The sequence below is a fragment of the Shinella zoogloeoides genome (assembly GCF_022682305.1).
Classification (GTDB): domain Bacteria; phylum Pseudomonadota; class Alphaproteobacteria; order Rhizobiales; family Rhizobiaceae; genus Shinella; species Shinella zoogloeoides_B.
Window position 1 is genome coordinate 352,123 of the sequence record NZ_CP093529.1, and the last position, 23,023, is coordinate 375,145.

General features: G+C 65.1%; 19 protein-coding genes and 1 pseudogene. 14 read left to right on the forward strand and 6 right to left on the reverse strand.

What is annotated here, in order from left to right; all coding sequences use genetic code 11:
* Positions 1-10 precede the first annotated feature (10 nt).
* From nrdF to MOE34_RS23095, 7 genes are all read left to right on the forward strand, one after another.
* The gene (gene nrdF / locus MOE34_RS23065; protein ID WP_242224413.1) at positions 11-1,000 is read left to right on the forward strand and encodes a class 1b ribonucleoside-diphosphate reductase subunit beta; all 990 of its coding nucleotides are present in this window, start codon (positions 11-13) and stop codon (positions 998-1,000) included.
* Positions 1,001-1,234: 234 nt separating this feature from the next.
* On the forward strand, positions 1,235-1,444 hold the full coding sequence (locus MOE34_RS23070; protein ID WP_242224415.1) for a CbtB domain-containing protein: 210 nt from the start codon (positions 1,235-1,237) through the stop codon (positions 1,442-1,444).
* A 10-nt stretch (positions 1,445-1,454) separates the two neighbouring features.
* Complete coding sequence (locus MOE34_RS23075) at positions 1,455-2,207, forward strand: CbtA family protein (protein WP_242224417.1); 753 nt, start codon at positions 1,455-1,457, stop codon at positions 2,205-2,207.
* Positions 2,208-2,265: 58 nt separating this feature from the next.
* Positions 2,266-2,862 (forward strand): hypothetical protein, encoded by a 597-nt coding sequence (locus MOE34_RS23080; protein WP_242224419.1) that lies wholly within the window; start codon positions 2,266-2,268, stop codon positions 2,860-2,862.
* A gap of 64 nt (positions 2,863-2,926) precedes the next feature.
* Positions 2,927-3,067 carry a hypothetical protein gene (locus MOE34_RS23085; RefSeq protein ID WP_242224421.1) on the forward strand — a complete coding sequence of 47 codons (141 nt, stop codon included), beginning with the start codon at positions 2,927-2,929 and terminating at the stop codon, positions 3,065-3,067.
* A 48-nt stretch (positions 3,068-3,115) separates the two neighbouring features.
* Complete coding sequence (locus MOE34_RS23090) at positions 3,116-4,696, forward strand: Re/Si-specific NAD(P)(+) transhydrogenase subunit alpha (protein ID WP_242224423.1); 1,581 nt, start codon at positions 3,116-3,118, stop codon at positions 4,694-4,696.
* Between the two features lie 15 nt (positions 4,697-4,711).
* Positions 4,712-6,145 carry an NAD(P)(+) transhydrogenase (Re/Si-specific) subunit beta gene (locus tag MOE34_RS23095; RefSeq protein ID WP_242224425.1) on the forward strand — a complete coding sequence of 478 codons (1,434 nt, stop codon included), beginning with the start codon at positions 4,712-4,714 and terminating at the stop codon, positions 6,143-6,145.
* Between the two features lie 74 nt (positions 6,146-6,219).
* Here MOE34_RS23095 and MOE34_RS23100 read toward each other — a convergent pair whose 3' ends face one another.
* Complete coding sequence (locus MOE34_RS23100; protein ID WP_242224427.1) at positions 6,220-8,298, reverse strand: NAD(P)-binding protein; 2,079 nt, start codon at positions 8,296-8,298, stop codon at positions 6,220-6,222.
* Between the two features lie 118 nt (positions 8,299-8,416).
* The gene (locus MOE34_RS23105) at positions 8,417-10,177 is read right to left on the reverse strand and encodes a peptidoglycan D,D-transpeptidase FtsI family protein (protein WP_242224445.1); all 1,761 of its coding nucleotides are present in this window, start codon (positions 10,175-10,177) and stop codon (positions 8,417-8,419) included.
* A gap of 303 nt (positions 10,178-10,480) precedes the next feature.
* Here MOE34_RS23105 and MOE34_RS23110 point away from each other — a divergent pair, with 303 nt between their 5' ends.
* From MOE34_RS23110 to MOE34_RS23125, 4 genes are all read left to right on the forward strand, one after another.
* On the forward strand, positions 10,481-11,095 hold the full coding sequence (locus MOE34_RS23110; RefSeq protein WP_242224447.1) for a TRAP transporter small permease: 615 nt from the start codon (positions 10,481-10,483) through the stop codon (positions 11,093-11,095).
* On the forward strand, positions 11,095-12,357 hold the full coding sequence (locus tag MOE34_RS23115; protein ID WP_242224449.1) for a TRAP transporter large permease: 1,263 nt from the start codon (positions 11,095-11,097) through the stop codon (positions 12,355-12,357). Before MOE34_RS23110 ends, MOE34_RS23115 begins: the two co-directional genes overlap by 1 nt.
* Before the next feature lie 29 nt (positions 12,358-12,386).
* Positions 12,387-13,382, forward strand: a complete 996-nt coding sequence (locus tag MOE34_RS23120; protein WP_242224451.1) for a TRAP transporter substrate-binding protein — start codon at positions 12,387-12,389, stop codon at positions 13,380-13,382.
* 171 nt (positions 13,383-13,553) lie between these two features.
* On the forward strand, positions 13,554-14,609 hold the full coding sequence (locus tag MOE34_RS23125) for a D-alanyl-D-alanine carboxypeptidase family protein (RefSeq protein ID WP_242224453.1): 1,056 nt from the start codon (positions 13,554-13,556) through the stop codon (positions 14,607-14,609).
* Positions 14,610-14,619: 10 nt separating this feature from the next.
* Here MOE34_RS23125 and MOE34_RS23130 read toward each other — a convergent pair whose 3' ends face one another.
* Positions 14,620-15,522 (reverse strand): LysR family transcriptional regulator, encoded by a 903-nt coding sequence (locus MOE34_RS23130; protein WP_242224455.1) that lies wholly within the window; start codon positions 15,520-15,522, stop codon positions 14,620-14,622.
* A gap of 250 nt (positions 15,523-15,772) precedes the next feature.
* Between MOE34_RS23130 and MOE34_RS25625 the strand changes: the two are divergent.
* Positions 15,773-17,398, forward strand: a pseudogene (locus tag MOE34_RS25625) (FAD-linked oxidase C-terminal domain-containing protein); the annotation flags it as partial.
* A 1,015-nt stretch (positions 17,399-18,413) separates the two neighbouring features.
* Here the strand turns inward: MOE34_RS25625 and corA are convergent.
* A complete protein-coding gene (gene corA / locus MOE34_RS23140; protein ID WP_242224459.1) occupies positions 18,414-19,379 on the reverse strand; it encodes a magnesium/cobalt transporter CorA in 966 nt (321 codons plus the stop codon).
* Positions 19,380-19,600: 221 nt separating this feature from the next.
* Between corA and MOE34_RS23145 the strand changes: the two genes are divergently transcribed.
* A complete protein-coding gene (locus MOE34_RS23145) occupies positions 19,601-20,611 on the forward strand; it encodes an IS30 family transposase (RefSeq protein ID WP_242224460.1) in 1,011 nt (336 codons plus the stop codon).
* Positions 20,612-20,756: 145 nt separating this feature from the next.
* Here MOE34_RS23145 and MOE34_RS23150 read toward each other — a convergent pair whose 3' ends face one another.
* Positions 20,757-20,918: a hypothetical protein gene (locus MOE34_RS23150; protein WP_242224462.1), complete on the reverse strand. Its 162-nt coding sequence runs from the start codon at positions 20,916-20,918 to the stop codon at positions 20,757-20,759.
* Positions 20,919-21,162: 244 nt separating this feature from the next.
* Between MOE34_RS23150 and pncB the strand changes: the two genes are divergently transcribed.
* Positions 21,163-22,467, forward strand: a complete 1,305-nt coding sequence (pncB, locus tag MOE34_RS23155) for a nicotinate phosphoribosyltransferase (RefSeq protein WP_242224885.1) — start codon at positions 21,163-21,165, stop codon at positions 22,465-22,467.
* Between the two features lie 34 nt (positions 22,468-22,501).
* Here the strand turns inward: pncB and MOE34_RS23160 are convergent, their stop codons facing one another.
* Positions 22,502-22,966 (reverse strand): RrF2 family transcriptional regulator, encoded by a 465-nt coding sequence (locus tag MOE34_RS23160; RefSeq protein WP_242224464.1) that lies wholly within the window; start codon positions 22,964-22,966, stop codon positions 22,502-22,504.
* Positions 22,967-23,023 lie beyond the last annotated feature (57 nt).

Consider the following 23,023-nt stretch of genomic DNA (forward strand, 5'->3'; position numbering starts at 1 on the left):
GGTGACGAACATGAACAGCCACGTGAAGACGAAGGCGGCCAAGGCCGCGAGCGCGATCCGCGCGATCAACTGGAACCGCATCGAGGACGACAAGGACCTCGAAGTGTGGAACCGCCTGACGGGGAACTTCTGGCTGCCGGAGAAGGTGCCGCTGTCGAACGACATCCCGTCCTGGGCGACGCTGAAGCCGCAGGAGCAGCAGCTGACGATCCGGGTGTTCACCGGCCTGACGCTGCTCGACACGATCCAGAACGGCGTCGGCTCGGTGAAGCTGATGGAGGACAGCGTGACGCCGCACGAGGAGGCGGTTCTGTCGAACGTCTCCTTCATGGAGGCGGTGCATGCGCGGTCCTATTCGTCGATCTTCTCGACGCTGTGCCTGACGCCGGACGTGGACGACGCCTATCGCTGGTCTGAGGAGAACGAGTTCCTGCAGAGGAAGTCGACGCTGATCATGGAGCAGTACGCCTCGGGCGACCCCTTGAAGAAGAAGGTGGCCTCGGTCTTCCTGGAAAGCTTCCTGTTCTATTCCGGCTTCTATCTTCCGATGTACTGGTCGAGCCGGGCGAAGCTGACGAACACGGCCGACCTCATCCGCCTGATCATCCGCGACGAGGCGGTGCACGGCTACTATATCGGCTACAAGTTCCAGCGGGGCCTCGAGCGCCTGTCGGAAGAGCGCCGCCAGGAGATCAAGGACTTCGCCTTCGATCTCCTGCTGGAACTCTACGACAACGAGGCGAAGTATACCGAGGACCTCTACGACGCCGTCGGCCTCACCGAGGACGTCAAGAAGTTCCTGCATTACAACGCCAATAAGGCGCTGATGAACCTCGGCTACGAGGCGCTGTTCCCGCCCGAGGCCTGCAAGGTCAACCCCGCCATCCTGTCGGCCCTCTCGCCCAATGCCGACGAGAACCACGACTTCTTCTCCGGTTCCGGTTCCTCATACGTCATCGGTAAAGCCGTCGCCACCGAAGACGACGATTGGGACTTCTGAAGACGGAGCCGGGGTGCCATCGTTCCCCGGCTCTCCCCTTGCATGCCGTAAAAGCGCAAGCAGCCGTCGCGCTTGCGTTGACAGGCCGGAAACACGGCTGATAGATATCGATGTCACCTTGGGAATCCAGTGAAACTCTGGAGCGGTCGCGCCACTGTATTCGCGCTTTGCGAAAGCCAGACCTCGGGTGCCATTACACAGACTCGTAACGAACGCGCATTCTAAGAGGAAACCATGTCTGACATCACTTTGAATCACGGCGTCGCCGTCACGCCGATTCCGGCCGCCCAGCTCTTTCCCTGGGCACTTTTCGGCGGTCTGCTGATGCTGCTGGCGCTTTACTTCGTCAGCACGGAAGAGGGCGCCGCCCGGCTTCTGTCCGGCCTGGAAGTCCACGAATTCGTGCACGACGGCCGCCATCTACTCGGTTTTCCCTGCCACTGAGGGGACGGACATGTCTGGTCATCTTTTGCTGCGGGGCCTTATTGCGGGCCTCATCGCAGGGCTTGTCGCGTTCGGCTTCGCCCGTGTCTATGGTGAACCCCAGGTGGAGCGGGCCATCGCCTTCGAAGAACTGATGGCGGCGGCGGAAGCGCCGGCCGCGGGCGCCATCGAGGAGCCGGAGGCCGTTAGCCGCGAGACGCAGGCCGGCATCGGTCTCCTGACCGGCGTTCTCGCCTACGGCGTTGCCATGGGCGGCATCTTCTCGCTCGTCTTCGCCGGTCTCTATGGCCGTGTCGGCAGCCTCAGCCCGCGTGCGCTGGCCCTCGTGCTCGGCGCTGCCGCCTTCGTGGCGCTCGTCGTGGTCCCGGACCTGAAATATCCGCCGAACCCGCCGGCCGTGGGCGATCCCGAGACGATCGGCGCGCGGACAGGCCTGTTCTTCGTGGTGCTGGCCGCCTCGATCTTCGCCCTGGCCCTTGCGGTCGCCTTCGCCCGGCGTCTGGCCGAGCAGCTCGGTCGCTGGAACGGCGTCATCTTCGCCGGCATCGCCTACGTGGTGTTCCTGGCGATCGTCTTCCGCCTGCTTCCCGCGATCAACGAGGTGCCGGAAAACTTCCCGGCAACGGCGCTCTACGATTTCCGTCTGGCGACGGTCGGTCTGCAGTTGACGCTGTGGACGGTTCTCTCGCTGGTCTTCGGCTACCTTGCCGAAAAGAGCCTCGTGCGGTCGGGCAATTACCGCACGGCGCGCGCCGGCGTCTGACGCGACGCTCCGGAATGCCGCGGCCACGCGGCATTCCCTTTTCCGCAGGAGAACCGCGTTGCGCTTGCTCTTTCTCCTCTTCGGCCTCGCGCTGATGGCCGGGCAGGCCGAAGCTCATGGCCGCCGGGCCGCCTCCGCCAACGCCACGGGACTTGCCATTCCCAGCATGTCGCACGGCGCGTTGCTGGTGCTGGACGATCACTACACCGCGATCCTCAGCCTCGCCGACCGTGCGAAGGAATCCGATCCGGTCTTCCGCAAGCTGCGCAACCACGCCCGTATCCAGAACTATTATTGTCTCTGGGGCTTTGCCCCGCGTGCGATCGAGGACGAGGCAAGCCCGTTCAACGAATGCTCGCACGCCTATCTCTCTGCCGCCCGGATGCTGCTGCTGCATATGCGGGACATGCCGAGCGTGCGTGCCGAGGCGAATGATATGGTCTCCGCCGTCGACGCCGAGATGGTGCGGCGCGGCAGTGCGCTCATCCAGTGCGAATATTCGGCGGACCCCTTCTATACCGGCGATTTCATCACGCCCCATTGGGAAAAGCTCGTGGAGCATCGCCCGAGCCTGATCGCTGCGCTCTCGCCGTTCGTTCTCGTGCTCGGCTTCGCATTCCTGCGTCGGCGGCTCCCGTTACGGCAGGATATATGACGGCCGCTCTTCCTCTCGCTGCGCAAGGTGCGGGATGGTGCCGGTGCGGCGTTGAAACAGTTTCATGGAAATCCCGATTGCCGGGGTGTCGCCGGCGATGCAGGAATTGTCGCTTCCGGCGTCGAAGACGGGTAGCAATGCGCGCGGCTATGCACTAGGCAGGAAAGTGGAGGAGCGCCGTCTTGCGGTGTTCGGTTTGTGTTGAGGCGTTGCGCGATGCCGCGGCGCGGATGGAAGTGGGGGCATATCTGGAATGAATGCGAAGATTGGAGCTCTCAGGGAGAGAGCGACTGGGGAAGCGCGTGTCGCGATGACGCCGGAAAGCGCGGGCCAGCTTGCAAAGCTTGGCTACGGCTGCGTTGTCGAGGCCGGCGCGGGGCTTGCGGCTGGCATATCGGATGACGCCTATCGCGCGGCCGGCGTGACGGTGGTCGAGGATGCGGCTTCGCTGGCTGCGGCGTCGGACGTCGTCGTCAAGGTGCGCCCGCCGACGACGGGTGAGATCGATCTCCTCTCGCCGGGCAAGACGCTGATCTCGTTCTTCTATCCCGGCCAGAACGGCGAATTGCTGGAGGCGGCCCGCGCCAAGGGCGCCAACGTCATCGCCATGGACATGGTGCCACGCATCAGCCGAGCGCAGAAGATGGACGCGCTGTCGTCGATGGCCAATATCGCCGGCTACCGCGCGGTGATCGAGGCGGGCAACAATTTCGGCCGCTTCTTCACCGGCCAGATCACCGCCGCCGGCAAGGTGCCGCCGGCCAAGGTGCTGGTGATCGGCGCGGGTGTCGCGGGCCTTGCGGCCATCGGCGTCGCCGTCTCGCTCGGCGCGCAGACCTATGCCTTCGACGTGCGGCCGGAAGTGGCCGAGCAGATCGAATCGATGGGTGCGGAATTCGTCTATCTCGACTTTGATGGCGGCGTGCAGGACGGCGCGGCGACCGGCGGCTATGCTGCCCCGTCTTCGCCGGAGTTCCGTGAAAAGCAGCTCGCCAAGTTCCGCGAGCTTGCCCCGCAGGTGGACATCGTCATCACCACGGCACTGATCCCCGGCCGCGACGCGCCAAAACTGTGGCTGGCCGACATGGTCGCGGCGATGAAGCCCGGCTCCGTCGTCGTCGACCTTGCGGCCGAGCGCGGCGGCAACTGCGACCTCACCGTCGCCGACCAGAAGATCGTGTCGGACAACGGCGTCACCGTCATCGGCTATACGGACTTCCCGAGCCGCATGGCGGCGCAGTCCTCGGCGCTCTATTCCACGAATATCCGTCACATGATGACGGACCTGACGCCCGGCAAGGACGGCAAGGTCGTCCACAACATGGAGGACGACGTGATCCGCGGGGCGACCGTCGCCTTCGAGGGCGACATCACCTACCCCCCGCCGCCGCCGAAGATCGCGGCCATCGCCGCGCAGAAGCCCAAGGAGAAGGTCAAGGAACCGACGCCGGAGGAAAAGCGCGCGGCGGAAGCCGCGGCCTTCAAGGCCGAGACGAAGAGCCAGCTTGCGCTGCTTGCCATCGGCACGGCGTTGCTGCTGATCGTCGGGGCCTATGCGCCCTCGGCCTTCATGAGCCACTTCATCGTCTTCGTGCTCGCCTGCTTCGTCGGTTTCCAGGTCATCTGGAACGTCTCGCACTCGCTGCACACGCCGCTGATGGCCGTCACCAATGCCGTTTCGGGGATCGTCATCCTCGGCGCACTGTTGCAGATCGGTTCCGGCAACTGGCTGGTGGTGGTGCTTTCGGCGCTTTCCGTCCTGATCGCCACGATCAACATCGTCGGCGGTTTCCTCGTCACCCGGCGCATGCTCGCCATGTTCCAGAAGTCGTGATCGGGGGAAGCTGACATGACCATCGGTATCGTTTCGGCCGCCTATATCGCGGCGGCAGTCCTCTTCATCCTCTCGCTCGGCGGCCTTTCCGGCCAGGAAAGCGCCAAGCGCGCTGTCTGGTACGGCATCGTCGGCATGGGCCTTGCGGTCGTCGCCACGGTCTTCGGGCCGGGTGTCGGCAACTGGTTCGTCATCGTGCTGATGATCGCCGGCGGTGCGGTTCTCGGCCATTATGTCGCCTCGCGCGTGCAGATGACCGAGATGCCGCAGCTCGTCGCGGCGCTGCACTCCTTCGTCGGCCTCGCCGCCGTCTTCATCGGCTTCAACGCCCATATCGAGGCGGCGAACGTCGCCGGCCTCGACGAGGCCGCCCGCTCCGCACTGACCGGCTTTGCCGCGATCCTCGCCCACAAGGAACCGGTCGAACTCACGATCATGAAGGTCGAGGTGTTCCTCGGCGTCTTCATCGGCGCGGTCACCTTCACCGGTTCGATCATCGCCTTCGGCAAGCTGGCCGGCAAGGTGGACGGCAAGGCGAAGAAGCTGCCCGGCGGGCACCTGCTCAATGCCGGCGCGGCGCTGCTCTCGCTTCTCCTGCTGGTCCTTTATGTCAATGGCGCCGGTGCATGGACGCTCGTGCTCATGACGCTCGCCGCCTTCTTCATCGGCTATCACCTGATCATGGGTATCGGCGGCGCGGATATGCCGGTCGTCGTGTCGATGCTGAACAGCTATTCTGGCTGGGCTGCGGCGGCTATCGGCTTCACGCTGGGCAACGACCTTTTGATCGTTACTGGCGCGCTGGTCGGCTCCTCGGGCGCGATCCTCTCCTACATCATGTGCAAGGCGATGAACCGCTCCTTCATCTCGGTCATCCTCGGCGGCTTCGGCGCGACGACTGGCCCGCAGATGGAGATCACCGGTGAGCAGATCGCCATCGACGCGGAGGGCGTGGTCACCGCGCTCAACGATGCCGACTCGATCGTCATCGTGCCGGGCTACGGCATGGCGGTGGCGCAGGCCCAGCAGTCGGTCTCCGAGCTGACGCGCAAGCTGCGTGCGGCCGGCAAGACCGTGCGCTTCGCCATCCACCCCGTCGCCGGCCGCCTGCCGGGCCACATGAACGTGCTGCTTGCCGAAGCCAAGGTGCCCTACGACATCGTTCTGGAAATGGACGAGATCAACGACGACTTCCCGAACACGGACGTCGTGATCGTCATCGGCTCGAACGACATCGTCAATCCGGCCGCGCAGGAAGACCCGAACTCGCCGATCGCCGGCATGCCGGTGCTCGAAGTGTGGAAGGCCAAGCAGGTGTTCGTGTCCAAGCGCGGGCAGGGCACCGGCTATTCCGGCATCGAGAACCCGCTGTTCTACAAGGACAATACCCGTATGTTCTACGGCGACGCCAAGAAGAGCATCGACCAGCTGCTGCCGGCACTCGCCTGAGCGCTCGCGGCTGAACGCCTGAATGCATAGCGCCGCGGTTCATGCCGCGGCGCTGTTTGCGTTGATGGGCTTGCTCAGTAGAGCCGGGCGATATCCTCGCGCCGGAAGGGTGCGCGGTCGCGGTCGGCCGGTTCCCCGTAGGTGCGGGCATATTGGTGGCCGGAATAGACGGCGGCGGCGATGATGCCGGGGGCGAGACAGTCGCCGAGGCGGGTCACCGTGCGGATGCCGGCGTCGGCCCACTCCGCCTCGCGCGCCTTCAGGTCCAGCCAGAGGGTTTCGTCCGGCAGGCGCGCGGTGACCGGCACGAGCGTGGCGCAGTCGATGGTCTCGATCCGGTCACTGTAGATGCAGGCGAGGTCCAGCCGGTCCTTCGTGCGACCGGCCAGCGCCTTCGCCGTGACGATCCCGACGCCGACCTCGATGAGGCGCTTCTGCACGCGGCCCTGTTCCAGTGTGTGCTGGCTCCAGGGGGAGACCTGGGATTCCGGCGTCACGAAGGTCACCGCGCGGCCGGCCCGGGCGAGCAGTTCCGCCAGGACGCTGCCCATGTAGTAGCCGTCGTCGTCGAAGACCACGACAGGCCCGTCGCCGGGAACGGCGGCTGCGCCGGCGGAGAGGATGGCGTCGGGCGAGACGACCGCTCCCTCCGGGAGGAAGGCGAGGGGCCGGCGGTGGGTGCGGCCCGCGCCATCGGTACGCCAGCGCGCGCCGGTCGCGATCGCGACATGGGGTATGCCGTATTGCAGCACGTCGTCGGCGGACAGCGGGCTGTGCAGGTAAAGCTCGGCATTGGGGCGCACATTCAACTGGCCGACGCGCCAGTCGCGCACGCGGCCCCAGGTGGCAAGGCCGGGCAGGCGGCATTCGCGCGCGACGCGGCCACCCCATTCCCCGCCGCCTTCAGCCAGGACGACATCGACGCCACGCTGGGCGAGCGCCCGCGCCGCCTCCAGCCCGGCCGGGCCGCCGCCGATGACGAGGGCGGGTTCGGGGGCTTCGGCGGTCGCGATGATTTCCGGGTGCCAGCCCTTGCGCCACTCCTCGCCGATGGTCGGGTTCTGCGTGCAGCGCATCGGCACGTTTGTGTTGTCGCCGGAAGTGCAGATGTTGCAGCCGATGCATTCGCGGATATCGTCGATGCGGCCTTCCTCGATCTTTCGCGGCAGGTAGGGATCGGCGATGGAGGGACGTGCGGCGCCGATGAAGTCGAGGATGCCCTGGCGGATCGCCCGCACCATGCTGTCCGGCGAGGTATAGCGCCCGACGCCCACCACGGGTTTCGTCGTGACGGACTTGACGAAGCGGATGTAGGGTTCCTGGAAACCCTCCTCGGAGAAGCGGGCTGTCTGGCTGTCGTTCGACCAGCCGGAAAGATTGACGTCCCAGAGATCGGGCAACTCGGCGAGCGCCGTCACGATATCCTTGCCCTCGCCCTCGCAGGTGATGCCCGAGGGGCCGAGGAGTTCGTCGACGGCGAGGCGGATGGCGAGGGCGCAGCTATCGCCGACGGCCTCGCGCGTATCGTCGATGATCTCGCGGAAGAGCCGCAGCCGGTTCTCGAAGGAACCGCCGTATTCGTCGGTGCGGTCGTTGTGGCGACGGGACAGGAAGTGCTGCAGCACGCTCATGTCGTGCCCGGCATAGAGATAGATGATGTCGAAACCCGCCTTTTTCGCGCGTAGCGCGGCGTTGCGATACCAGCGGCGCATGTCGGCAATGTCGGTCTTGTCCATGGCGCGGGCCTGGACGGGATCGAGACAGTCGCTGATGACATGGGAGGGGGCGAGGGGGATCATCCGGCTGAAGCGGTTGGCGACATGCAGGCCGTTGTGCACGAGCTGGATGGCGGCGAGGCTGCCGTGGGCATGGATGCTCTCGGTGACGGCCGAAAGGGCCGGCAGGTCGCCGTCGTCCCAAAGCCGCGCCTCATTGGCCGGGGTCAGGTCCGAGGTGGGATGGATTTCCGCCTCCTGGGTGGAGACGACGCCCCAGCCGCCTTCCGCCTTCATGCCGCGCAGCCGGGCTTCCGCATTGGGATAGCGGTAGCCCATGCCGGAACAGTGCGGCACCTGGTAGAAGCGGTTGCGCGCCGTGACCGGCCCGATCCTGACGGGTTCGAAGAGAATGTCGAAGCGGGGATCACGAACCATGTCTTGCCATCCTGAAAGGGCCGGTGCTGCTCTGTTTATGGCGGCAGGATATCGGGATTGTATCCGGGAACAAGCAGATTGTTATACATTTGCATAACAATGTTTGCGCGATGCGCGCTTAATAGTCGATCAGCCGCAGATCCGACGAGGCGTCCGCAAAGCGGGGCTGGACGCCGAGGAGGGGCGCGGTACGGCGGATGATCGCTTTGACCATCGGTGCGGCGTTGGAGGCGGCGGTGCGCGCGCCATTCTCGCCGGTACGTGGAGCATCGATGATGGACAGGACGATGTAGCGCGGCTTGTCCATGGGGAAGGCGGCAAGGAAGGAGTTGAAGTTGCTGGTCTTGGAATAGCGGCCGTTGATGACTTTCTCGGCCGTGCCGGTCTTGCCACCCACAAGGAAGCCCTCGACCTGCGCATGCCTGCCCGAGCCGATCTGGCCGTTCCGGTCGTAGAGAGTGCGCATGTCGGCGCTGGTCGTGTCCTTGAGGACGCGCGTGGCGAGCGACTGTGCGACATCCCGGGAGCGCGGCAGGAAGGTCGGCGGGATGAGGTGGCCACCATTCATCAGCGCCGCCGCTGCGGCGGCAGTCTGCAGGGGGGTGGTCGAAACGCCGTGGCCGAAGGAGATCGTGACGGAATTGATCTTCTTCCAGTTTCGCGGCTGGGTGGGCGTCGCGACGCCCGGCATCTCCGTCTCCAGCTTCGAGAGCAGGCCAAGCCGGGTGAAGAACTGCTGGTGATTCTCGATGCCGACCATGTCGGCTACGGCGGCTGTGCCGATGTTGGAGGAATACTGGAAGACTTCCGGAATGGAGAGAGGACGGTTCTTGCCCTTGAAGTCGCGGATGGTGAAGCCGCCCATCCGGATCGGGCGGGAGGCGTCGACGACGGAGTTCAGCGCGATCTTGCCTTCGTCCAGCCCCATGGCGAGCGTGAAGCTCTTGAAGGTCGACCCCATCTCGAAGGTCGCGTTGCTGATGCGGTTGAACCAGCCCTTCTCATACTCCTTGTCGATACTGCCGTCGGTGAGCCGCCGCGAGGGTTCGTTCGGGTCGTAGTCGGGAACCGAGGCCATCGCGAGCACTTCGCCGGTTTGCGCGTCGAGGATCACCGCGCCGGCCGCTTCCGCCTCGTAGTCGACCATGGCCTTGGCGGCGACCTCGCGCACGATGTTCTGGACGCGCAGGTCGATGGAGAGTTTCACGGGTTCGAGCCGTGTGTCGTTGGTGAGGCCGGCGGCGCGCAGGTCCGCGAGGCCCTGCTGGTCGAGATACCGTTCCATGCCGGCGAGGCCCTGGTTGTCCACGTTGACATGACCGACGATATGGGCGGCGGTGACGCCACCCGGATAGAAGCGCCGCTTTTCCGGCCGGAAGCCGATGCCCGGCAAGCCGAGCGCCAGGATTTCGGCCTGCTGCTTGGGCGTGAGCTGGCGGCGTAGCCATTGGAAGGCGCTGTTCGAGTGCAGCTTGCGATGCGTTTCGCGCCAGTCGAGGTTGGGCACGACCAGCGCCAGCTTCTCCACCACCTCGTCGGCGTCGATGATGCGGCGCGGTTCGGCATAGAGCGAGACCGTGTTGAGGTCGGTCGCTAGCAGCAGGCCGTTGCGGTCCGTGAGGTCGGGGCGGGAGGCGACGGCATGCGCGCCCGCATCGATGGCGGCCGATTGCAGCGGCTCGTTGAGGCCGTACTGGAGAAGGCGCGCGCCGAGCGCAAGATAGGCTGCAAGAAAGAGGCCGATGAGGATGGCGAGGCGCTGACGCGCCTGCTTGCGGCGGCGCGCATTGGTGCCGAGGAAGGTCGCGTCGCGAAGACCGGGCTGCGGCCCGATCGTAAAATGCGCGCGGCTCTTCAGCCGCATGATGAATGCGATCATTCCCTACCTGCCCAGGAGTTCGCAGCCTGCCCGAACGGCGACCGTCACGATCCGGTAGATGAAAACCTGCGGGCAAAGAGTTGAAACGCCAAGGGAAATGTCGGGAAGCGGCGGCGGATCATTAAAGTTGCATTAATATACATTTAAAATTGCTTACGGCCGATTAAGGACTGCGGCCGGCAGGAGCGCTGTACGCGGGCGGGGAAGGTCTGCCGGGATTCTTGACATTTGCACGGAAAACGGTTGACAGTCGATATCTCTGTATACATTTTAAATACAAAAAGAATTTTAGAGGGATGCAATATGTCGACAGAAAATGCGCCGACGGATCGCTCCACATGGGCGGACGGGGTCACGCAGCTATCCCAGGTTATCCTGCGCGGTGAGAAAGCCCTTGCCGGGTTTTTCATGACGGTGCTGCTCGTGCTGATCCTGGTGAATGTCGTGACGCGCTTCGCCCGGGTGCCGATCTACTGGATCGACGAAGCCTCGATCTTCGCGATGATCTGGCTCGGCTTCATCGGCGCGTCGGTCATGACGCGGCTGCGTATCGATTTTGCGGTCACCCTCCTGGCGGACCAGCTTTCGACAAAATGGGTCGCACGGCTGCGCGCGCTTGCCACGGCCGTCTCGCTGCTCTTCGCGGTGGGGTTTGCGGTTGTATGCTGGCTTTGGCTGGATCCGGTGGGCATTGCCTCGCATGGCTTCGATGCCCAGGCCTATGCCGCCGAGACGTTCAATTTCCTCTACACGGAACGGACGCAGACGCTGGAATGGCCGACCTGGATCGTCAATCTCATCCTGCCGATCTTCGCGCTGACGCTGATCGTCCACAACGCCGCCAACCTACTTGAAGACCTCGGCCTTGCGCGCAAGCGCGAGCAGGTATCGCTGACGAGCGCGGAAGGAGCCGCCTGATGTTCACCTTCGGCGCATTCGTCGTCCTCATGCTCGTGGGCCTGCCGATCTCCATCGTGCTCTGCCTGACGGCCGCGGCCTATATCTGGCAGAGCGACAATACGGTCCTCTTCGCCTCCTATCCCACCCAGATGTTCATGGGACTGGATAGCTATGGCCTGATCGCCATTCCGCTCTTCATCCTCATCGGCGAGATCATGAACGGCGGCGGCATCACGCGGCGCATCATCGACATGGCGATGGCCTTCGTCGGCGCGCTCAAGGGCGGCCTTGCCTATGTAAACCTGCTTGCCAACATGTTCGTGGCGTCGATCCTCGGCTCGGCCGCGGCGCAGGTCGCACTGATGTCGCAGATGATCGTGCCGGAAATGGTGAAGAAGGGCTACGACAAGACCTTCGCCGCCGGCCTCACCGCCTATGCGGGCATGCTCGGGCCGATCATTCCGCCCTCCATCATGTTCGTCGTCTACAGCGTCATCGCGCAGGTGCCCGTCGGCACCATGCTGGCCGCGGGCATCATCCCGGGTATCATCCTCACCGTCGCCTTCTGCGTGGTGATCGCGCTGATGGGCTATGTCTACAACTATCCGCGCGGCGCGAGCCTGCCGATGCGCGAGCGCGTGACGATCACGCTGAAGGCCCTGCCGACCCTCATCATCCCGCTGATCATCGTCGGGTCCATCGTGACCGGGCTTGCCAACCCGACCGAGGCTGCCGCCATGGGCGTCGTCGCCGCCGTCCTCGTTGGACGCTATGTGACCGGCGACCTCAGCCTGAAGCAGCTTCCGGCCATGTTCGTCAAGGCCGGCGTCCTGTCGGCGGGCATCCTGTTCCTGATCGCCGCGGCGGCCGTGTTCTCGTGGGTTCTCGTCTACGGCATGGTGCCACAGCGCGTGGCGGAATGGATCCAGACCATCGCCAAGGACCCGATCACCTTCATGCTGCTGGTCAACGTGATCCTGCTCGTCATCGGCACGGTGATCGATGGCGCGCCCGGCCTTATCATGACAGTCCCGATCCTGCTGCCGATCGCCACCGACGTCTACGGTATCGATCCCGTGCATTTCGGCGTCGTCGCGGTGATCAACCTCGTGCTCGGCTTCCTCTCTCCGCCGGTCGGCCTGAACTTCTTCATCGCCGCCGCGGTGACTGGAGCCAAGCCCGGCAAGATGTTCATCGTCACGCTGCCGTTCTTCGTCATCTGCTGCATCATCCTGGTGCTGCTGTCGATCTTCCCGGCGCTGTCGACCTACTTCGCCTGATCACCAACTCACAACAGAGGGAACCTGCCATGAACATTACCCGTCGTACCCTGATGAAAAGCGTATCGCTCGGCGCGGCGATGGCCGTATCCGCGCCGTCGATCCTGCGCGCACAGGAGGCCAAGGTCTATCGCCTCGGTATCACCACGCCTCCGGGCCACCCGTGGAACCTTGCGGCCGAAGCCGTCGGTAAGCGTCTCGCCGAGGAGACCGGCGGCCGCCTCTCGATCCAAGTCTTCCCGTCGAACCAGCTCGGCAACGAAGGCGCGATGCTGCAGCAGATGCAGTCCGGCGCACTCGATCTCGGCTGGATCATGACCGCCGAACTCGGCTCGCGTATTCCGCAGATCGCCGCCATCAATGCGCCCTGGCTCGTCAAGAGCACGGAGAAGGTCGCAGCGCTCGTTCGCCATCCGGTCGCGATGAAGCTGCTTGATGTCCTGCCGGCCCAGACGGGCACCATTGGCCTTGGTTACGGCATCACCACGTTGCGCGTCGTCTTCACCGGCAAGGAGACCGGCGGCATCGAGGACATCCAGGGCATGAAGCTGCGCATCAATACGACGCCGGCCTACCGCGATTTCTATCAACTCCTCGGCGCCGCGCCGACGCCGATCCCGACGCCGCAGGTGTTCGACGCCATGTCCAACGGCCAGGTGGACGGCCTGGAAGCCGACCTCGACCTGTCCTGGAACCAGCGCTACGACAAGGTTGCCAAGACCATGCTGCGCATGAACGCCATCTTCATGCCCTGCGTGGCGCTTGCTTCCGGCCGCGTCTGGAAGGGTGTCCCGGAGGCTGATCGCGAGCTGATCGCCCGCCTGACGCGCGAAGAACTCGACAAGCAGATCGATGCGACCGTCGCCAAGGAAGCGACGCTCCTGCAGAACTTCAAGGACACCGGCATCAAGATCGTCGATGTGAACCTCGAGAACACCGCGGAAATCATCAGCGCCTATGATGCGATCTGGCTGCCCAAGGCGCCGGTTCTGAAGGAACTGCGCGAAGTCGGCGCAACCCTTTGAGATAAAAGGGTTCTCCCTGTCTGAGAGCCTGCCGTTCTTGCGGCGGGAGACGGAAGAGACCGGACTGGCAGGCGGCCCTTGTGGCCGCCTGCGCCGTTTGGCGCGGGGGCGGATGCTTGAATTTGCCGGGTACATCGTGCCATTAGGACGTCTTCCTCCGGAGAATGGCACATGACCAAAGACACGATGGCCGGACGGCCATGGAAGAAACTGGCGTTCATCGCATCCCTTTTCGCCTATGCGACGGCCGCGCAGGCGACCCCCGTGCTGGTGGTGGACGCCGACAGCCATCAGGTGCTCTACCAGGAAGATGCCGGCGTGCCCTGGTATCCGGCCTCCACGACCAAGCTCATGTCGGCCTTCATCGTGTTCGAGGCGCTGCGCGCCGGCGATGTCACCCTGAAGACGCCCGTCACCATGACGCGCAACGCGACGAAGCAGGCCTTTCTGGAATCCGGCCTGACCTTCGGGCGGGTGATGACGTTGGAGGACGCGCTGTTCGCCATGCTCACCGCCTCGGCAAACGACGTCGCCGTGGCGCTAGCGGAGGCCGTCGCGCCCGATGAGAAGGCCTTCGTGCAGCGCATGAACGATGCCGCCGCCCGCCTCGGCCTGAACGGCACCCGCTTCACCAATCCGAACGGCCTGTTCGACAAGCAGAACTACACGACCGCGCGTGACCTGGCGCTGCTCGGCATGGAGGTGGACCGGGCGTTCCCCGAATATCGCCGCTTCTTCCAGGCCTCGGCGGTGACGATCGACGGCAAGGAGATCAAGTCCAACAACCTGCTCCTGACCCGCTTCAGCGGCACGGTCGGCATGAAGACCGGCTTCCTCTGTGCGTCCGGGCGAAACTTCGTGGGCCTTGCCGAGCGCAATGAGCGACGCGTGATGGTTGTCGTGCTGGGCGCGACGACGGAGCGGGAGCGCAACGAGCGTTCCGCGCAGTTCCTGACGCAGGCTTTCGCCGGCAAGCTACCGGCCGGCGGCGGCAGCGTCGAAAACGTCGCGAACCGGCGCGATGTCGCGCCCGAGGACATGCGCATCCGTCTCTGCACTGACAAGAGCGCGGAATACGAGGCCAGCCGCGACGCGCTCTACCCGATGGGCCTGCCGGGTCACGAGACCTATCTGCAGGATCAATTGCCGGGCGGTGTCCATGCGATCAGCACCTGGGCGGACGACAAGGCCGTAGATGTGCCGGTTCCCGCCCGGCGGCCATCGTGAGCGTCGTCGTCTATTCCTGAAGCAAGGTGAGAAAGCGTTCCGCTGCCGGTGACGCAGGCCGCCGGGCTGGTTGGAGCAAGTAGAGCGTGCGGGTGAGGTCGAGGTCGGCCACATCGACGAAGGCGAGCGCCGGATCGGCAAAGAGCAGAACGGCTTCGCGCGGCAGCAGGGCGACGCCGACGCCGGCGCGCACCAGGGCAAGCTGGGCGACGGTGGAGCGGGCGCTGAGATTGCCGGCGAGGAAGACTTCCGGCAGGCCGGCATGGCCGGCGAGCAGGCGCTGGGTCCCGGTGTCGCCGTCGAGCTGGATGAGGTCCTGCGGGTCGATATCCGCAAGGTGGACGGCTCCCCCTCGAAGCGCCAGCGGATGGTCTGCCCGGCAGGCGAGACCGAACGGGTCGCGGCCGATCTCGACCTGGGCGAGGTCCGGCGAGGTGCCCGCCCTTCCGGCAATCGCAAGGTCGAGCACGCCATCGGAAACGAGGGTGGCCAGCCGCTCGGCGATATCGTCGTAAAGCGTGACGGTCACGGCCGGATGCGCCTTGCGGAACGCCGCGAGGGCAGGGGCGACGCGACCCGAGATCGCCGAGGGCGATGCGCCGATGGCGAGCGAGCCATGTGCCAGCCGCGCCCCGCCGCGAAGGCGCTGCATCGCCCGGTCCAGTCCCTCCACCAGCGGGCGGGTCTCCTCCAGGAACTGCAGGCCGAGCGCCGTCGGCTGCGGCGGACGCAGGCGCCGGTCGAAGAGCGCATGCCCGGCATTCTCCTCCAGTTGCCGCACGGCTTCCGTCAGGGCAGAGGGCACGACGCCGAGCGTTTCGGCCGCGCGCACGAAGGAGCCTTCCTGCCAGATGGCGTGGATGGCTCTCAGATGTCGAAGATTTATGTTCGAATTATCAGAATTTATCTTCATGATTTTCTAATTCTACGAACATGGCTTCCATGGTTCAAGGGGATGCGAGCTTTTGAAAGGAACCCCAGTGCAATTTCCGGCGAAGAACCGTATCGGCGATCTTTCGGCTGCCCTGCGTGCGGGCGGTTTCAGCGGCGAGATCGAGACGGACAGCGCGCTGCGTGCCGCCATGTCCACCGACAATTCGGTCTACCGGATCGTGCCGGACCTGATCGTCGCCCCGCGTCATGCCGAGGACGTCGTGTGTCTTATGCGCGTGCTGGAGGACCCGGCCTTCGATGGCATCGCGCTCACCGCGCGCGGCGGCGGAACCGGCACCAATGGCCAGAGCCTCAACAGCGGCGTCGTGATCGATTTCCGGCGGCACATGAACCGGCTGATCGCCGTCGATCTCGCGGAGCGGTGGGCGGAGGTGGAGCCGGGCATCGTGCTCGACGACCTCAACGACCGGCTGCGGCCGCATGGCCTGTTCTTCGCGCCGGAGACCTCGACCTCGACGCGCTGCACCGTCGGCGGCATGGTCTCGACCGACGCTTCCGGCAAGGGATCGCGCGTCTACGGCAAGACCTCGGACAACCTCGCCGGCGTCGAGATCGCACGTGGGGAGGGCTGTCTCGCCTCCTTCGAGGAAACGCCGGACTGGGCGCGGCCGATGCTGGCGGCCGCCGAGGCGGCGGCCCGGGGCGGGCGGGAAGCCTTCGTCGCCAATACGCCGAAGCTCAACCGCCGCTTCACCGGCTACGACCTGGAGCGGGCCTGTCCGCCGGAAGGCGGCTTCGAGTGGTGGCGGCTGTTTCCCGGTTCCGAGGGCACGCTCGGCCCGATCACGCGCATCCGGGTGAAGCTCCTTCCCATCGAACCGGAAAAGCGGCTGATCGTCGTCGGCTTCGACAGTTTCCGCCAGGCGCTGGCGGCCGCAACGCCCCTGATGCAGGACGAGCCGACGGCCATTGAGGTCATGGACGAGCGCGTGCAGCAACTCGCGCAGGAGGCCGGCATTCTCCAGCGCCTGCCGGAAGGGCTGCGTCCGAAGGGCGGTGCGCGCGTCGCCTATGTCTTCGTGGAGTTCAACGGTTCGGATGCGGCGCTTCTTGAGGCGCGGCTTGCCGCCTGCCGCGTCCGGCTTGGCACATTGGATGGCGCGGGCGCTGTGCATGTGGCGGCGGACAAGGCGGAGATCCGCGCACTCTGGGCGATCCGCTCGGCGGGCGTCGGGCTGCTCGGCAAGGTGGACGGCCGCGCGCGGCCGGTCGCCTTCGTGGAGGACTGCGTGGTGCCACCGGAAAACTTGCCGGCTTTCGTCGACGATTTCCTCTCCCTCATCGCCGCGCACGGCCTCGGTTTCGGCATCTATGGCCATGTGGACGTCGGCTGCCTGCATATCCGTCCCGCACTCGATATCGACGCGGACGCGGACCGGGAGAAGCTCGTCGCCGTCTCGGACGGCGTCTTCGCGCTGACGCGCAAGCATGGTGGCATCTTCTGGGGCGAGCACGGCAAGGGGGTGCGCGGCGCCTATCTGCGCGAATGGATCGGCCCGCAGGCCTATGCGGCCCTTGAGGGCGTCAAGGCCGCCTTCGATCCGAGGGCGCGTTTCAACCCCGGCAAGCTGGTTGGCGGCGAGGGCACGGTGATGGGCATTGCGACCACGCCCTTCCGGCCTTTCAACGCGCCCGAAGGCGACACACTGGAAAAGGCCTTCCGCTGCAACGGCAATGCGCAATGCCTCAGCTATCAGGCGGCGACGCCGATGTGTCCCTCCTTCAAGGCGAGCGCGGACCTGCGCCACTCGCCGAAGGGCCGCGCCGATGCGCTGCGCGCCTGGAAGACAGCGAAAACAGCGGGCGGCGAGGGCATCGATGAAACCGACCTGCTGGGCGTGCTCGATACCTGCCTCGGCTGCAAAGCCTGCGCCTCCACCTGTCCCGTACAGGTGGATATTCCGCAGATGCGTTCCGCCTTCTATGCCGATTACTACGCGCGCAACGCCCGCCCGCTCGCCGACCGGCTGACGCTGCTTGCCGAGCGGATGAGCCCGCTTCAGGTGAAGCTGGCCGGGGTGCTGCGGCCGGTCTGGCCGCTGCTGCGCCGCGTCGCGGCGGGCCTGATGGGGGCCGTCGACCTGCCGGAACGGCTCGCCGGTCCCGTGCCGGAGCTGGAGCGCATCGCGATTGCCGATCTCGGCGGTCCGCTGCCGGAGGGTGCGGTCCTCGTCTGGCAGGACTGGTTTACGGCGCTCTTTGACGCGGCCGTGCAGCGCGATGTGGCGGCCGGGCTGCGCGCGCTCGGCTATCGTCCGCTCTTCGTGGAGATGCTGCCGGCCGGCAAGGCCGCGCTCAATCTCGGAGATATGGCGGGCTTCCGCGCCATGGCGGGACGGCTTGCCGCGGCGCTGGCGCAGGCGGCGCGCTCCGGTGTCCCGATGATCGGTCTCGACCCCGCCTTCGTCATGATGCTGCGGCAGGACTATGCGAAGGCCGGCATCCGCCTGCCGGAGGTGCTTCTGCCACAGGCGTTCCTGGCCGGCGAGATCGCGGCGGGAAGGGTGATGCCCAGGGCGGCGGCCGGCGCAGATGCCGTCACGCTGCTCAGCCATTGCACCGAAACGACGGGGGATGCGGGCGCGCGCGCCGACTGGCAGGCGGTGTTTGCCGCGCTCGGTGTGGAGCTGGCCGCGCCTGAAACCGGCTGCTGCGGCATGGCGGGCCTCTTCGGCCACCAGAAGCGCCATCAGGCCGTCTCGAAGAGCCTCTTCGCGCTTTCCTGGGCCGGGCACGTGAAGGACGGTAAGACGGTGGTCGCAACCGGCTTCTCCTGCCGTTGCCAGACCGAGCGTCTGGCGGAACGGGACGTCCGCCACCCCCTCGGCCTCATCGCCGATCTTCTGGCGGTCAGAGCCAGCCGGCCTTCTTGAAGCGGGCGAAGAGAATGCCGCAGAGAGCGGCGATGACCCCGAGGACGATGAAATAGCCGTAGCGGGTCTCCAGTTCCGGCATGTTGCGGAAGTTCATCCCGTAGAGGCCCGCGATCGCCGTTGGAACCGCCAGGATGGCGGCCCAGGCGGCAAGCTGGCGGGTGATGACGCCCTGGCGCTGTTGCTCGAGCAGATTGCTCGCCTCGAACACGGATGTGATGACGTCGCGCAGGCCGGCGATCATCGTCTCCACCCGTTTGACATGGTCGAGGACGTCGCGGAAATAGGGGCGGGCGTTCTCGTCGATGCAGGGCAGGTCCAGATGGGTGAGCCGCCCCGCCACTTCCGCCATCGGCCCCAGCACGCGCTGGAACAGGATCACCTGGCGGCGCATGCGGAAGATGCGGCGGATCTGCTCGCGCTCGAGGAAGGAGATCAGCATGTGCTTTTCGAGCGCCAGAACGCTGTCCTCGATCTTCTCGACCATCGGCAGGTAGCCGTCGACGATGAAGTCGATGATGGCGTGCAGCACGTAGTCCGGCCCATGCCGCAGCATCTGCGGCGATTGCTCCAGCAGGCGGCGCAGTTCCGTGTGCGTGCGCGCCGAGCCGTGGCGGACCGTGACGATATGATGCCGGCCGACGAAGATGCAGGTTTCGCCATAGACGATCTTGTCCGCCTCTAGATGCGCGGTCTTCACCACGACGAAGAGTTCTTCGCCATAGACCTCGACCTTCGGCACCTGCCGGCCTCGCAGCGCATCCTCCACGGCGAGCGGATGCAGGCCGAACATCGCCTTGAGTTTGCCCATCTCTTCCTCGGTCGGCTCCGTCAGGCCGATCCAGACGAAGGCGTTTTCCTCGGTTGCGAAGGGTTCGTCCGCAAGCGCGACCTCTTCGGCGCGCTTGCCGTCACGGTAGATACAGGAGGCGACGACTGTCATCGGGTGGCTCTTCGAGGCGCGTGATGGCGTTTGGGCGGGTCAAAGGCGCATATCCCGCCCTTGATGGATGAGCAAGCGTCACGGCATGGCTATACCGCCTAGCCTCCACGTAAGTTCCATAAGATAGATTATGCAATTTTCGTATGTAGCCGGGGTGGGTTCAAGGATGGAGTGCGACTTGCGAATGATGCCAATGGGTTATCCGCCGCAAGGACGCTGCCATGAAACGCACCTACTCCCATATAGACCTGAACGAACGCCGCAGGATTGCGCGCTGGCGTCATGCTGGCGTGAGCATCGACATCATCGCCGAAAAGCTTGGGCGCCATCGCTCAACGATCTTCCGCGAGGTCCGTCGAAACGCCTACATCGACAAGGAATGGCCCGATCTCAGTGGCTACCATTGCGTGACGGCGCATGACATGGCCTGCGAGCGTCGGACCAAGCTCAGGAAGCTTGCGCGCTTCTCGCATGTCCGCCAATCCGTCATCGAGCGGATCATGCATGGCTGGTCGCCGCAGCAAATCGCGGGTCGGATGCGGCTGGAGCGCCATCCGATCTCCGTCAGCCATGAAACGATCTACAAGTTCGCCTATTCGGTTGACGGACACGCCATCAAGCTCTGGAAACATCTGCCGGAACATCGTGCACGACGTCGGCCGCGGCATGCCAGACGCCGACACGGCCAGCGCTTCAGCCCGGATCTCAACATCTTGCGCCGCCCGGACGTGGTCGCCGATCGAAGGCAGCTCGGACACTGGGAATGCGACCTCATCCAGTTTCGCCAGAAGTTCGGCAAGGCAAACGTGACGTCGCTGGTCGAACGCGTCAGCCGCTTCGCCGTTCTTCTCCGCAACAACGACCGGCAGTCGCGGCCGATTATGCAACGGCTCATCGGCGTGCTGCAGGCCCTGCCCCATCGCGCCCGCCGTTCGATCACCTTCGACCGCGGGACGGAGTTCACCGACTGGGCCTATCTCCAGGCCGGGATCGGCTCTGCGACCTGGTTCTGCGATCCGCAATCACCCTGGCAGAAAGGCACCGTCGAGAATACGAATGGCCGGGCCAGGAAATGGCTTTCGAGGGATGTCGATCCGCTCTCCATCACCGACCATGACCTCAAAGAAATCTGCGATCGATTGAATACGACGCCCCGCAAGTGCCTCGGCTACAAAACGCCCGCCGAAGTCTTCCGCCAGAAGCTGCTCGCGCAGATGCGGTCGCGAGGATAGGATCACCGAGCCCGCAAGTCGCGTCTCGGCTTGAACTCACAAGGCTATTTAGTAATGCGACAGTTGGGCTAGTTAGAGATGCGACGGTCTCGCCTCATGACGCCGGTGTCGACGGCGCATGCCCGCCGCCATGTCTCCGGCGCGACTACAATGCCTGCGGTGCGATGAACTGGTAGTAGGCCCAGGCGAGCACGATCACCGCGGCGACGGCGAGCCAGACCAGTCCCTTTTTCGGCCCCGGCGCGGCAGGCTTGTTTTCCTGCTTCGGTTTCCGTGGCTCGAATTTCAGAACATTTTTGTCGTTCAAGGCATCCTCCGTGGCATTGCGATACGCTAAAAGGTCTGCGGGCGGGTTTCAGGGCCGCCCTGCCCTCTGAAAATCACCGGGCTTCTATCACGGCGGCCCGCCCGCCGGAAGTTCGACGTGCCCGCTGGTACGGCGGATGACGGCCATTCGGCTTGCAATCGGCGTTTCGATCAACGAGGCTGCGGGCCTGCCGGACGCTTTCGGGCGGAAGGCGCTGAACGACAGCATCGAAGCAGGAGCCGGCATGGCCGTCAACGATATCGCGACCCGTACCTACGACCATAATTTCCGGCTCGACCCGATCGTGCGCAGCCTGCTCGATACGGACTTCTACAAGCTGCTGATGCTTCAGATGATCCGGCAGCTTCACCCCGATGTAAACGCGACCTTTTCGCTGATCAACCGTACGAGGAGCGTGCGGCTGGCCGATATTATCGACGAGGGGGAGCTGCGCGCCCAGCTCGATCATGCCCGCAGCGTGCGCTTCACCAAGAAGGAGTTGATCTGGCTCGCCGGCAACAGCTTCTATGGCCGCGCGCGCATGTTCGGCCCGGATTTCATCGCGTGGCTGGCAGCCTTCCAGCTACCGGAATACGATCTGCGCAAGGTGGACGGGCAGTACGAATTGCACTTCGACGGGCCGTGGACGCATACGTCCATGTGGGAGATTCCCGCGCTTGCGATCATCAACGAAATGAAGTCGCGCGCGGCGATGCGCGACCGGGGGCGCTTCGCGCTCGACGTGCTCTATGCCCGCGCCAAGGCGCGGCTCTGGGAGAAGGTGGAGCGGTTGCGGCAGTTGCCCGATCTCGTCATCTCCGATTTCGGCACGCGCCGCCGGCATGGGTTCCTCTGGCAGCGCTGGTGCGTGGAGGCGCTGAAGGAGGGGCTTGGCGAGCGTTTCATCGGGACCTCCAACGTGCTGCTCGCCATGGATGCCGATCTCGAGGCGATCGGCACCAATGCGCATGAACTGCCGATGGTCGCCGCCGCGCTCGCAGACGGCGACGAGGCGCTGGCGCGCGCGCCTTATCGGGTGCTGGAGGAATGGCGGCAGCACTATAACGGCAACCTGCTGATCGCCCTGCCCGACGCCTTCGGCACCACCGCTTTCCTTGCCAATGCGCCGGATTGGGTGGCGGACTGGACCGGTTTTCGCCCGGACAGCGCACCGCCGATCTCCGGCGGCGAGCAGATCATCGAGTGGTGGCGCAGCAAGGGGCGCGATCCGCGCGAGAAACTGCTGATCTTCTCCGACGGCATGGATGTCGACACGATCGAGGAGACCTATCGCCATTTCCATGGCCGCGTGCGAATGAGCTTCGGCTGGGGTACGAACCTTACCAACGATTTCCGTGGCTGCGATCCGGACGGCGGGACGCGCCTCGATCCGATATCGCTGGTCTGCAAGGTGACGAGCGCCAACGGCCGTCCGGCGGTCAAGCTCTCCGACAATCCCCTGAAGGCGACCGGCGCGCCGGCGGAAATCGAACGGTACCGCCGCGTCTTCGGCGTCGCGGGGCAGAAGGCGATTCCCGTACAGGTTTAAGGATGGCCTGCCGGGTGTCCGGTCGCGGCCCGCGTCAGCCGGCGCGCTGTTCCAGCGCCTCGTCCTCGATCATGGCGGAGGCCCCGGGCACGGCGACGAACTGTTCGAGCGTCATCGTGTCGAGGATCGCGGCAATCGCGTCGCGCACCTCGGTCATCGCCCGGCGGACCTGACAGCCTTCCGGATCGGCGCAGTCCTCGCAGGCTTCATAGGCCGTGCGGCTTGCGCAGCGGATCGGCGCGAGGGGGCCGTCGAGCACGCGGATGGCGTGGCCGATGCGGATTTCGGCGGCGGGATGCGACAGCGAATAGCCGCCGCCCGGCCCTTTCTTCGACCGCAGCATGCCGGCATTGCGAAGCTCTAGAAGGATCGTGTCGAGGAATTTCTTCGGAATGTTGTTGCGCAACGCAATTTCGCTGACGAAGGCCGTTTCACCCGGGGCGAGGCGAGCGAGGTCCACGAGGGCCTTCAGTCCGTATTTTCCCTTTTTCGTCAGCATTCCGGTCTGCTTTCCATAGGCATGTGCGGCGGCATGGGCGCGGTTGCGCCCGGCAAT